A 13589-nucleotide genomic window follows, 5' to 3' on the forward strand; every position below is an offset into this window, starting at 1 on the left:
GCGTCTGTCGGTCTGTCCAGTAAGGGGCACGGATTCCGTGCCGGTGCATTTCATTCTTTACTGGGCGTCAGATGAACACACATGAGGGACACCGCAGCCGCCGCCAGGGCGCTGCCGTGCAGGCGAGGAGCTTCCGGATTTCGCCGCTGGCACAGGCCATGGCGCTGGCACTGGCCGCCGGTGCGGCCGCCGCACCGGCCCATGCGCAGCGCGCCTTCAGCCCGACCTGGTTCAACGCCAAGGGCGCGGCGCAGGCCACGGCCACGGCCACCGGCCTGATGCCCAACGGGCTGCCGGCGGCGAACCTCGCGGGGCCGCTCGCGCAGCAGCAGCGCGCCAGCGAGCAGCTGCAACAGTCCATCGGCAACCTGAACCTGGCGGCGCGCGGCATCGCAGCGCAGCAGGCGGCACAGGCGGCCGCGCGGCGCGCCGCGCAGAACGACCCCTCGGTGCCCGACGGCCTGGCCGAAGGCGGCCTGAAGGTCGACACGAATGCGTTGACCGCCGGCTGGTCGAATGCGCGCGCGCTGACCGGCGATTCGCAGCGGCAGGTGGACGGCCGCACGGTCGTCACCGTCGAGCAGACGGCCGACAAGGCGATCCTGAACTGGGAGACCTTCAACGTCGGGCGCAACACCACCGTGGCCTTCGCGCAGCGCAAGGACTGGGCGGTGCTCAACAAGGTGAACGACCCGCAGGCGCGGCCTTCGCAGATCCAGGGGCAGATCAGGGCCGACGGCACGGTGATGGTCGCCAACCGCAACGGCATCGTGTTCAGTGGCAGCAGCCAGGTCGACACGCGCAACCTCGTGGCCGCGGCGGCGCAGATCGACGACGCGCAGTTCCAGGCCCACGGCGTGTACGCCAACGGCAGCGCGCCCAACTTCAAAAACGCGCAAGGCCGTGTAGAGGTGCAGCCCGGCGCACGCCTTTCCACGCCCGCGCCGGGCTCGGCCACGCAGGGCGGCGGCTATGTGCTGCTGCTGGGCAGCGAAGTGCACAACGCCGGCGAGATCGCCACGCCCGGCGGGCAGACGCTGCTGGCGGCGGGCGACCACTTCACCATCCGCAAGGGCGTGGGCACCGACGGCAACCTGGGCTCGACCACGCGCGGCAACGTAGTCGCGGTCACGCTGGACACGAACAGCCCGGCGGGCACGGTGCGCAACACCGGGCTGATCCAGGCGACCACCGGCGACGTCACGCTGGCCGGGCGCGAAGTGGTGCAGGGCGGCGTCATCCTGTCCAGCACCTCGGTCAACACACGCGGCACGGTGCACCTGAACGCGACCGGCGCCACGGGCCAGGTCCGGTTCGGCGAAGGCAGCACCACGGCCATCGTGCTCGACACCGGCGGCGCGACAGCGCTCGACAGCCAGCGCGCCGGGCTCATGGCGCCGGCGGTCCAGCTGGGCACCGGCAGCATCGTGCTGGCGGGCAGCGACCGCCGCGACCTGTCGCGCGTCGAAGTCGCCAGCGGTGGCACGGTCGAGTTCCAGGCCGGCTCGCTCACGCTGGCCACCGGCGGCCAGGTGGTGGTCGACGCGAAGCAGCGCAGCCTCGTGCGCGAGGGTGCGCGCATCGACGTGTCGGGCGCGGTGGGCGTGAAGCTCGCGATGGAATCCAACAACATCAAGATCAACGTGCAGGGCAACGAGCAGCGCGATGCGCCGCTCAACCGCGACAGCAAGAACCTCAACAACAACGACCTGTGGATCGACCGGCGCTCGCTGGTCTTCGTGCCCGGCGGCACCGGCGGCTACCAGGGCGAACGCTGGTACACCGGCGGCGGCCTGCTCGAGGTGGGCGGCTACCTCGGCACGCAGGCGCACGGCGTGGGCGAGTGGATGGCGCAGGGCGGCGTGGTGGGCTTCAGCGGCGGCGAACTCGTCACGCAGCGCGGCGCGAGCATCAACATCTCGGGCGGTACGCTCGACGTGCTCACGGGCAAGCTCAACCAGAGCTGGCTCAAGGGCGCCGACGGGCGGCTCTACGAAGTGTCGAAGGCGCCGGGCGACCTGCGCTACACGGGCGTCTACAAGGGCTTCGAAGACGAACACGCGCGCTGGGGCAAGAAGACGACGGGCTTCTTCTACAACCCGCTGATCGGCCCGCAGACGCGGCTGGAAAGCGGCTACACCGTGGGCCGCGACGCCGGCCTGCTCATCGTCGGCACGCAGGCCGCGGTGCTCGAAGGCGCGATCGTCGGCGAGACCTTCCAGGGCGACCGGCAGACGCAGGCGCGGCAGGCTGGGCTCGACGGCTACCAGCAGTCGACCGGCGCGGTGGCGCAGCGCGGGCAGCTCGTCGTGGGCCGCTACGACGCCTACTACGACAAGACGGCCGGTGCGATCCACCGGCGGCTCGACAGCGCCGGCATTAAAAACGTGGTGCTCGGCGACACGGCCGAAGGCATTGCGGCCGGTCTCGACCTCGCGACGGCGTTGCCGGCCGAACGCCGCGACACGCTGGTGCTCGATGCGGCGCAGCTCAGCGGCTTTCGCCTGGGCGCGGTGCGCATCGCGGCCACCGACAGCATCGCGGTCGACAAGGCGCTGCAGGTCGGCGACGGCGGCCACCTCGTGCTGTACAGCCCGAACGTGAAGGTCAACGCCGACCTCGTCGCGCGCGGCGGCGGCATCCATCTGGGCAACGTGCTCGAACAGGTCAGCCTCAACTACCTGAAGGACACGAGCACGCTCACCGCGCCCGACGGCGGCACGACCTCGGTGGTGCTCGAAGGCGGTGCGACGCTCGACACCCGCGGCCTGTGGACCCATCTGCTGACGAACCCGGCCGACGCGGGCGGCGTGGCCTACCGCAACGGCGGCAGCGTGTCCGTGCGCAGCACCGGCGACGTGGTGCTGGGCACCGGCAGCGTCATCGACGTGTCGTCCGGCGCGGCGCTGTTGTCGAAGGCCAAACAGCAAGGCGGCAAGGGCGGCAGCGTCACGCTCGAGGCGGACGGCTTCAACACGGGCAGCGGCCATGTCGCGCTCGACGGCGCGGTGCTGCGCGGCCACGGCGTGGACGGCGGCGGCACGCTGAGCGTGCAGACGATGCGCGTCGCCATCGGCGACACCTCGGGCACGGCGCAGGCCGACACGTTGATGCTCGACGCCGGCTTCTTCGACAAGGGCTTCAGCCGCTATGCGCTCATCGGCAACCACGGTCTCACGGTGGCCGACGGTGCGCAGATCGACGTGACGATGCCGGTGTACCGCTTCGGCGCCCACGCGCAGGACGTCGCCACCGGCAGCCGTCCGTCCCAGGCGCTCGAGGTGTGGACGCCGCCGCTCTACCAGGAAGACGCGATCAAGGCCGTGCTCACGCAGCGCAAGGGCGCGAGCCTGTCGCTGCAGGCCGGCACGACGACCACGCTCGCCAAGGAGCTGCCGACGGTGCAGGCCGTGGTGGGCAAGGGCGCGGCGATCCATGTCGACCCGGGCCAGGCCATCGAGGTGCGCAGCGCCGGTCAGCTCACGGTGGACGGCACGCTGCGCGCGAACGGCGGGCGCATCGTGCTGAAGACGGTGGACATCACCGACCTCGAGGCCGACATTGCCAATGCAACGGCCCATGCCCGCTCGATCTGGATCGGCGGGCAGGCGGTGCTCGATGCGTCGGCGCATGCGGCCACCGCCACCGACACCACCGGCAAGCGCTACGGCCTGGTGCGCGACGGCGGCAGCATCGTGGTCGGCGGCGAGATCGATGCGGTGGGGAGCAAGGCCACCGCGTCGCAGAACTTCGTCGTCGTGCGCCCGGGCGCGCTGCTCGATGCCTCCGGCACGCATGCGGTGCTCGACGTGCCCGGCATGGGGGCGACCGATGTGAGCAGCAATGGCGGCAGCATCTCGCTCGCGTCGTACAACGGGCTGCAGCTGGACGGCACACTGCGCGCCGTCGCGGGCGGCGAGCGCGCGGCCGGCGGTACGCTGGCCGTGGTGCTCGGCACGCCGGGCCTGCGCCTGCACCTGGACCCGCTGCAGCAGGCGGAAGACCGCGTGCGCCGGCACCGCGTGCTGGTGCTGGGTGTGGCGCAAGGCGCACCGCTCGCGCCCGACACCCTGCAGGCCGGCGTCGACGACGGTGCGCTCGCATACGGTCAGGGCCGACTGGGCACCGACACGGTCCGGCGCGGCGGCTTCGACACCCTCTCGCTGTTTGCCGGCTCCACGCTCGCCTTCGAAGACCGCGTCGACCTGCGCATGCGGCAGGGCCTGCAGATCTATGCCGGCGGCCTTGCGCTCGCCAAGGATGCGCCCGACGACGCGCACGTGGCACTGTCGGCCGCGCACGTGCGGCTGGCTGGCGCGATGCCGTCGTTCACGCGTGAAGTCCTGAGGGCGCCCCTCGCCGAAGGCGGTGTGGTGCGCGTGCCGTCCGGCGCCCGCCTCGATGTGGCGGGCGACCTGATCGACATCCGCGACGGCATGGGTTTCGGCGTCAACGGCAAGGTCCCGGCGCTCGACGGCGCGAGCGAAGCGCCCACGGTCGACCTGGCCGCCTTCGGCCATGTCACGCTGGCCAGCAGCGGCGACCTGCGCTTTCTGCAAGGCCGGCAAGACGTCGGCGTTTCCACGAGCCTGGTCGTTCCCGGCAGCCTGACCCTGCGCGCCGCGCAGATCTATCCGGCCACGGGCGTGGTGGCGCTGGTGTCCGCGGGCCTGGCGCCGGACGGCACCTACCGGCCCGACACGGCGCTGCGCATCGAGGGCACGGGTGCGAGCCCGCAGGTGCCGTACTCGGCCTTCGGTGACCTGTCGCTGCGCGCCGGCGTCATCGAGCAGGGCGGCGTGGTGCGGGTGCCGCTCGGGCAGCTGACGCTCGGCGATGCGCTCACCACGCAGGTCAGGCTGCTGCCCGGCAGCCTCACGTCCGTGAGCGGCGAGGGGCTGGACATGCCCTATGGCGGCACGGTCGACGGCATCAACTACCTGTACGACGGCAAGCAGGTCAAGCTCACCGGCGTGGGCGCGGGCGACACCTACAAGCGCAACCAGACGATCGGCCTCACGTTCATGGGGGCCAGTGTGCAGGGCCATGAAGGCGCCACGCTGGACCTGTCGGGCGGCGGCAACCTCCGGGGCGCGGGCTTCGTGAGCGGACGCGGCGGCTCGACCGACGCGCGCTTCAGCCCGCTGATGCAGGTCGGCGCCCGCGGCGGCTTCACGCTGCCGGGGCTCGCGACCAACCCCGTGTATGCCATCGTGCCCGGCGTGCAGCCGGCAGTGGCACCCACCGGCGCGGAGAAGGGCGCGGTCGATCCGCTCGTGGGTCAGCACATCACCATCGGCGCCGGCGTGCCGGGTCTGCCCGCGGGCACCTACACGCTGATGCCCTCGACCTATGCGCTGCAGCAAGGCGCCTTCCGCGTGGAGCTGAACGGCGCGGCCGGCCTGGGCGCGCCCACCGGCACGCTGGCGATGCGCAACGGCTCGTGGCTCACGGCTGCGCAGCTGGGCGTGGGCCGCACCGGCATCGGCGACACGCTGTTCCGTCAGGCGATCGTGACTTCGGGCGAGGTGCTGCGCAGCTACTCGCAATACAACGAGATGGGCTACGGCGACTTCGTGCGCGCCGACGCGCTGCGCGTGGGCGTGCCGCGCGCCATGCTGCCGGCGGACGCGCGCAACCTGCACCTGAAGCTCGCGCCCGGCGCGGGCGCCGAGGCCTTGCGCTTCGACGGCACGGCGCGCTTCCAGGTGGGCGAGGGCGGGCGAGGCGGTTCCGTGGTGGCCACGAGCAGCGAGGAGCAATTGGGCCTCGAGATCGTCGCGGCCGGCGCGCCGGCGACGGCGGGCTTCCACGGGGTCACGCTCGACGCCGGCGCGCTCAGCGGCATGGGCGCGTCGCGCCTGGTCATCGGCGGGTTGCAGGGCGCCGACTATGGGCAGAGCGGCAACGTCATCCAGACCGGCGACGGCGGGCAGAGCGTGGTGCTTCGCCAGGGGGCGGTGCTGTCCGCACCCGAGGTGTTCCTGGCCGCGGTGGGCGCGACCGAGGGCACGCCGCTCAGTGTGGTGGTCGAGCAGGGCGCGCGCATCCACACCCTGGGCCGTGGCAAGGCCGCCTACGATGCCGGCGACGGCTTCGTCTACGCCGCGACCGGCCAGATGCTGATGGTCTCCAACGGCCGGGTGAGCACGCTGCCGGTGCCGCAGACCCAGGCCACGTCGGACAACCGCAGCCTGCAGATCGGCGTGTGTGCCAGCGCGTCGTGCAGCGGGCAGACCGAGCTGTATTCCGAAGGCACCATCGCCATGGTGACACCCGACCGCTTCGAGATGAACGAGGCGGTGCGCTACGGCACGCGCCACCTCACACTGGCGGTGCGCGGCATCAACGTGGGCGACAGCGCCGCGCTGGCCGCCGCCGCGCAGAACCACACGCTGCCGCCGGGACTGGCCATGAGCCAGGCCCTGCTCGACCGCCTGCTGCGCGGCGACCGGCAGTACGGCGCGCCCGCGCTCGAAACGCTGGAACTGAGCGCCAGCGGCGGCGTCAACTTCTTCGGCACCGCGGCGCTGGACACCATCGACCCAGCCACCGGCAAGGCGACGATGGCGCAGCTGGTGCTGGCCACGCCCGCCATCTACGGCCAGGGCGGCGCGGATGACGTGGCCACCATCCGCACCGGTCGCCTGGTGTGGCAGGGCGCGACCACGGCGCCTGCTGCCGTGGTGCGCGACGGCGCGGGCACCGGCAGCGGCACGCTGAACATCGAGGCCGAGCACATCGAGTTCGGCTACGGCCCCCACAGCCAGCCGAGCGGCCTGGAAGACGCGGGTCGCCTGGTGCTGGGCTTTGCCGACGTGAACCTCAAGGCCTCCGAGCGCGTGAGCGCCAACCACAAGGGCAGTCTCTCGGTCTACCAGTCGCAGGGCGCGTACGAAGCGGGCAAGGGCTACGCGTACAGCGGCGGCAACCTGCGCATCGTGGCGCCGCTGCTGACGGGCGAGGCAGGCTCGGTGAACCGTATCACGGCGGGCGGCACGCTGCGCGTGGCCGCGCCCGCGGGCGCGCCGGCGGCGGCCACCGGCGATTCCGCGCTGGGCGCCGAGCTGAGCCTGCGCGGGCGCGAGTTGACGCTGGACACCGCCGTGGCGCTGCCCAGCGGCAAGCTCACGCTGAGCGCCGAACGCGACCTCGTGCTGACCGACCGCGCGGTGCTCGATCTGTCGGGCCGCGAGGTGGTGTTCAACGACCTGAGCAGGTACAGCGCCGGCGGCGACGTGGTGCTCGAAAGCCTGCACGGCAACCTGCGGCAGGCGGCGGGGTCGGTGATCGACATCTCGGCGCAGAACAACCGCGCGGGCGCGCTGAAGGCGATGGCGCTCGACGATACCGCCGGCACGGTCGACCTGCAGGGCCGCATCCTCGGCGCGAGCAGCGGCCACTACGACGCGGGCGGCACGCGGGTGCCGTTCGCGGCGGGCAGCGTGGACGTGCGCGCGCGGCAGCTCGGCGATGCCGAGTTCGCGGCGCTCAACCAGCGGCTCAACGACGGCGGCGTGTTCGGCGCGCGCAGCTTCCAGTTGCGCCAAGGCGACCTCGCCATCGGCGACGGTTTGAAGGCCGGCGAGGTGAACGTGTCGCTCGACAACGGCAGCCTCACCGTGAACGGCACCATCGATGCGAGCGGCGAGCGCGTGGGCCGCATCAGCCTGGCCGCGAAGCACAACCTCACGCTGGCCGGCAGCGCGGTGCTCGATGCGCACGGCCGCACGCTGCGCGTGGACAGCCACGGCCAGATCATCGATTCGCCGAACCGCGCGATGGTCGAACTCACGTCGAACGACGGCCAGCTCACGTTGGCCTCGGGTTCGCGCATCGACCTGCGCCACGGCACCGACGCCAAGGTGGGCGGTGAACCGGGCCAGAACGACGGCAGGGCGCGCGGCACGCTGGAACTCAACGCGGGCCGCACCGGTGAGACCGTCGGCGACATCCGCATCGACGCCAGCGGCACCCTCGCCATCGAGGGCGCGCGCTCCATCGCCGTGAACGGCATGTGGCGCTACGACGATGCACGCTTCGGCACCGATGCGGCGGCCACCGGCCGGCCTTACCAGGTCATCGACCAGGCGTACCTCGACGCCAAGCACCTGCAGAGCACGGCCTTCATCGACAACGCGCTGGCCAACGGCGCGCTGATGAACGGCAAGCTCGCAGGCCTGAACAACGCGCGCTATGCCGATGCCTTCCACCTGCGCCCCGGCGTGCAGATCGTCAGCAAGACGCCCGACGGCGACATGGTGGTGCAGGGCGACATCGACCTGTCGGGCTACCGCTACGCCAGCGCCAATCCGCACACGCAAAAGACCGGCGTGTACGGCTCGGGCGAGGTGGGCACGTTGGCCCTTCGCGCGGGCGGCAACCTCGACATCTTCGGCAGCCTCAACGACGGCTTCGCGCCGCCGCCCGCCACGCAGGACGACGGCGGCTGGCTGCTGCTGCCGGGCGTCAACCTGCTGCGCGGCGACACCGTGCTGCCGCGCGGCGGCGTGGTGCTGGCCGACGGCACGACCTTCGAGGGAGGCGCCGGCACGCTCAACTACGACCTGCCGATCAAGTCGACGGCCTTCGGGGCCGGGCAGGTGATGCCGGTGGCCAGCGTGCTGGCCAAGGCGCTCGAACTGAAGGTGGGCACGGTGCTGAGCGCCGACGTGCGCGACGCCTCGGGCGCGCTGCTGTTCGCGGCGGGCAGCATCGTCAGCGGCGCCAAGGTGACGCTGCCGGTGGGCACGCGCCTGGGAGCCGGCATGCGCCTGCCGTCGGCAGCCACGCTGTCGGGCGTGGTGTGGCCCAAGGGCGTGCCGCTGCCCGGCGACGGCAAGAAGTTCGTGCTCAACGGCGCCCTCACGCTGCCGCTGGGCGCGCTGCTCCCGGCCGCGACCAACATCAAGCTGCCTGCCGGCGTGACCTCGGTGAACCTGCGCCCGGACGGCGCCGGCAGGCTGTGGGCCGCGGCGGCGATGCTGCCCGAGGGTTCGCAGTCGTGGTCGGTGCGGCTGGCCGCGGGTGCGGACCTGAGCGCGGCGGACAACCGCATCGTGCAGGTGCATCCGGCGGCGGGCCGGGGCGACCTGCGGCTGGCGGACAGCCACTACGGGATGTTCGGCAAGCTGAAGCCCGGCGGCGAGTTGTGGAGCGTGGAAGGGTCCATCAACTTCGTGGGCGACGAGAGCATGGCTGGCAAGCCCATCGATTTCGCGGACATCCAGTACCCGGAGCTTTGCGTGGACCTTCCCAGCTATTGCGTCATCGCCGCCCCGGAGTACAGCTACCTGCCGGGCAGCACGCGCTTCAGCGTGGTGCGCACCGGCGCGGCCGATCTCGACCTGCTGGCCGCCGGCAACCTGCGCATGGATTCGCTGTTCGGCGTGTACACCGCCGGCGCCTCGTCGCAGGCCACGCGGGCCGGCGACCCCTACAACCTGCCGCGCGCGGTGGGCGCCAAGGGCACGGTGCTCAACGACGCGAGCGGTGGCTACGAGAAGTTCGTCGATGGCGGCACGCAGAACCTGGCACGCGCCTGGTACCCCGCCTCCGGCGGCAACCTGACGCTGAAGGCCGGCGGCGACCTGACCGGCGACATGATGCTGGTCGCCGGGGGCAGCGGTGCGGGGCGGCCAAACCCCGCCGACAAGGGCTTCAGCAGCGGCGCCATCGGCAACTGGCTGTGGCGCCAGGGCACGGGCGACAGCTTCGGCGGCGCGCAGGACCAGCCCACGGCGTGGTGGATCAACTTCGGCTCCTATGTCGGCACGACCGGGGCGGCCGACAAGTTGCTCGGCTTCACCGGCTTCGGCACGCTGGGCGGCGGCGACCTGCGCGTGGACGTGGGCGGCAACGCGGGCCTGCAGGGACGGCGCGGCGCCAAGACAGATTCGTACGCCGACAGCCGGCGCAGCCAGGGCCTGGTGCTGGCGGTGGGCGGCACCGGCCGTGTGCTGGCCGACGGCAGCCTGAGCCTGACGGGCGGCGGCGACGTGCTCGTGCGCGTGGGCGGTGCCTTCAATCCGCTCCACAGGCCCTACGTCGAGGGTGCCGGTGGCGACACCGACGCCGGGCTGAACGGGGCGATCGTCAACCTCCGGGGCGACGTGCAGCTGCAGGCCGGCACCCTCGGCAGCCTGCCCCTGGTCTACGGCCTCACCGAACGGACGCAGTCGCCGCGCGAGACCCGCGCCTACGACCCCTACACCGCGACCCGCGGCATGGCGCAAGGCGGCATCGTGCTGGCGCCGGGCGATGCGAACTACACGCTCGCCACGCGTGGCGACCTGGTGGTCAAGGGCGTGATCGACCCCACGCGCGTGGACCTCGCCAATGCCACGCCGTTCAGCGCCAACGGCTTGGCGGGACAAGGCCAGAGCTGGTTCACCCTGTGGACGCCGCACACCGCCATTCGCCTCTTCGGGGCGGGCGGCGACCTGGTGCCGGTGACGGGCGGCGCGGGCATTCCCGTGACCGACTCGGCGTTCGTCTACCCCTCGATCCTGAGTGCGGTGGCCGCCAGCGGCAGCCTGTTCTATGGCGACGCGGCGACCTTCGACAACACCGGCACGGGCACGCCGCTGGTACTGGCACCCTCGGCCCACGGCACGCTGGAGTTCCTGGCCAGTGACTCGATCTATGCGGGAGGCAACACCGTCAGCCAGTCGGGCGCGGCGGCCTCTGCGCTGGCGACGCCGCGGCGTCCGGCGTTCCAGGGCACCACCAGCGACGGCACGGTGCTAGGCAACCTGTCGGGTGGCAACAACCTGGCCGGCGACGGCGTGCGTCCGCTGTTCGCCTTCGGCCCCAACACGGTGTCGGGTGAAGCGGTGGGCACGCAGCCGGCGCGGTTCTACGCCGTGCACGGCGACCTGGTCGGCGTGAGCAGCGGGCGCATCCTGCGCTTCGCGCCGGACGACGCGACGCGTGCCGGCCAGACCTGGTACGAGGGCGCGCAGCCGGTGTGGATGCGGGCCGGGCGCGACATCGTCGCGAGCGGCACGCCCGTCGGGCAGACCGAGGCTTCGAGCGGCGTGGCGCAGACCTACTTCGAGAGCAGCGGCAACCTGTTCGCGCACGCAAGGCCGGGCGACATCTCGGTGATCTCGGCGGGCCGCGACATCCTGTTCAGCACCTTCAACGTGGCCGGCCCCGGCACGCTGGAGATCACGGCCGGGCGCGACATCCGCATGGAGAACAGGGCCTCGGTCAGCAGCCTCGGCGCGGTGGTGCCGGGCGACAGCCGGCCCGGTGCGGGCATCGCGATGTTGGCCGGCGTGGGCGCCCACGGGCCCGACTACGCGGGCTTCGCGCAGCGCTACCTCGATCCGACCCACCTCATGCAGAGCGGCCAGCCGCTGGCCGACCAGGCCGGCAAGGTGGTGAAGAACTACAACCGCCAGCTCACGCTGGGCGACTGGCTGCGCGCCGAGCATGGCTACAGCGGCGACGACAACGACGCGGCGGCCTGGATGGCGCAGCAGCAAGCCCGCCTCGACGCGGACACCGGCACGCCGCGCCGCGTGCTCGCCAACGACTACAGGCAGGCAAGCCAGCTGTACCTGGTGAACTGGCTCGAAGCCTCGCAGGGCTACAGCGGCAAGGGCGGCGCACAGGAGGCGCTCGCCTTCTTCAACGCACTGCCGCCGGAACAGCAGCGCAGCTACCTGCGCGGCGTGTACTTCGCCGAGCTGAAGGAGGGCGGCCGCGAATACAACGACGAGGCCGGCGTGCGCTACGGCAGCTACCTGCGCGGGCGCAACGCCATCGCGTCGCTGTTCCCGGGCACCAGCTACAGGGGCGACATCACGATGTTCGGCGCGGCCGGCATCAACACGCTGTTCGGCGGCGACATCGCGCTGCTCACGCCAGGCGGACGCCAGGTGTTCGGCATCGAGGGCGCGGCGCCCAAGGCGGTGGGCACGCTGATTCCGGGTGTCATCACGCAGGGCGCGGGCGACATTTCCCTGTACGCGCTGGGCAGCATCCTGCTGGGCCAGAGCCGGATCATGACCACCTTCGGCGGCAGCGTGCTGGGCTGGTCGGCCGAGGGCGACATCAACGCCGGTCGCGGCTCGAAGACGACGGTGGTCTACACGCCGCCCAAGCGCGTGTACGACCGCTGGGGCAACGTGGTGCTGTCGTCGGACGTGCCGAGCACGGGCGCGGGCATTGCCACGCTGAACCCGATTCCGGAGGTGCCGGCCGGCGACATCGACCTGATCGCGCCGCTGGGCACCATCGACGCGGGCGAGGCGGGCATCCGCGTGTCGGGCAACGTGAACCTGGCGGCGCTGCAGATCGTGAACGCCGACAACATGGCGGTGCAGGGCAAGAGCACGGGGCTGCCGGTGGTGGCGTCGGTGAATGTCGGAGCCCTGACCAACGCCAGCGCCGCGGCGTCGCAGGCCACGGCGGCGGCGCAGGACGTGATGCAGCGCGAACGCGCGGCGGCGCGTCAGAGCCTGCCGTCGGTGTTCTCGGTGCGCGTGCTGGGCTTCGGCAACGAGCCCGCGTCCGGCGCGCCCGAGGCCCCCGAGGTGCGGCGCAGGCCGGCGGAGCAGGCGAGCTACGACCCGTCGGGCTTCGTCCAGATGGTGGGGCACGGTGCGCTCACCGACGCGCAACTGACGCGCCTGAACGAGCCCGAACGGCGCGGCCTGCCGCGCGGCCGCTAAGGCGACGCACCATGTCGCACGCCTGCCTGCTGCCCCGCGGCGACGCCGTGGGGACCGCCCCTGCGCCACCGGACGTCCAGCAACTGCTGGTGGCGCACTACGCGCAGTTGCACCGGCGGCTGTCGCTGCACCTGGGGTGTGCCGACGCCGCCACCGAAAGCCTGCACGACGCCTGGCTGCGCCTGGCCGAGGCCGCCTTCACGGATGCCTTGCACAACCCCGTGGCCTACATCTTCCGCGTGGCGTGCAATGCCGCGATGGACCGCCTGCGCGCCGAGCGCCCCTGGCAGTACACCGGCGAGGCGGACGACACGCTGGCCCAGGTGGCCGATCACGCACCGGGGCCCGAGCTGATCGCCGAGGCGCGCTCCGACCTGAAGGCGGTCGAGCGCGCGATGCAGGGCCTGCCGCACCGCCATCAGGACATCTTCGTGGCCTTGCGCGTGCACGAGCTGACGCGGCACGAGGTGGCGGTGCGGCACGGGCTCTCGCTGCGGCGGGTGGATTCCACGCTGCGCCAGGCGCTGCAGCGCCTGCCGACCGGTCGCCGCTCGGACATGCACGCCTGAGTCGTTGCTTTTGTATGCAATGTTTGCAAATGAAAACTAAAGGCCTATGATGAATTCATCATGGACTCCGCCCGACTCGACCTTCACGTGCCAGGTGGCTGGACGGGATGGTTCGAACTCACGCGCACCCCGAAGGGCACCTACGCCGGCATTGCGGCGCTGAGCCTGGACGGCATTCCGCGCTGCGCGCTGGTCATCACCCAGCAGCTGTCGTGGGACTCGGCCGTGGCGCGCGCGAACGTGCGCGCGGAGCACTTCGTGCGGCAGTGGTCCGAGCGCGCGCACTGACGAAGGCATTGGCTGCGCGCTCGCGCCGCGCGTGGTAGAAACCGCCACC

General features: G+C 72.0%; 3 protein-coding genes. All 3 read left to right on the forward strand.

The window, feature by feature from the left end:
• Window positions 1–71 precede the first annotated feature (71 nt).
• Genes AC57B8_RS02560 through AC57B8_RS02570 form a run of 3 tightly spaced genes read left to right on the forward strand, consistent with a single transcriptional unit; the run spans window position 72 to window position 13540 of the window.
• Window positions 72–12683, forward strand: a complete 12612-nt coding sequence (locus AC57B8_RS02560; RefSeq protein ID WP_496478569.1) for a filamentous hemagglutinin family protein — start codon at window positions 72–74, stop codon at window positions 12681–12683.
• Between the two features lie 11 nt (window positions 12684–12694).
• Window positions 12695–13252, forward strand: a complete 558-nt coding sequence (locus tag AC57B8_RS02565; RefSeq protein WP_062480289.1) for an RNA polymerase sigma factor — start codon at window positions 12695–12697, stop codon at window positions 13250–13252.
• A gap of 60 nt (window positions 13253–13312) precedes the next feature.
• Window positions 13313–13540: a hypothetical protein gene (locus AC57B8_RS02570; RefSeq protein WP_070061133.1), complete on the forward strand. Its 228-nt coding sequence runs from the start codon at window positions 13313–13315 to the stop codon at window positions 13538–13540.
• Window positions 13541–13589 lie beyond the last annotated feature (49 nt).

This window comes from Variovorax sp. BGA-UO-ETr-C22, assembly GCF_059567965.1.

What these genes read in the sequence shown, in the direction of transcription:
- AC57B8_RS02570 (WP_070061133.1), top strand. Translation starts at nt 13,313, where the DNA reads ATGGACTCCGCCCGACTCGACCTTCACGTGCCAGGTGGCTGGACGGGA.
- AC57B8_RS02560 (WP_496478569.1), top strand. Translation starts at nt 72, where the DNA reads ATGAACACACATGAGGGACACCGCAGCCGCCGCCAGGGCGCTGCCGTG.
- AC57B8_RS02565 (WP_062480289.1), top strand. Translation starts at nt 12,695, where the DNA reads ATGTCGCACGCCTGCCTGCTGCCCCGCGGCGACGCCGTGGGGACCGCC.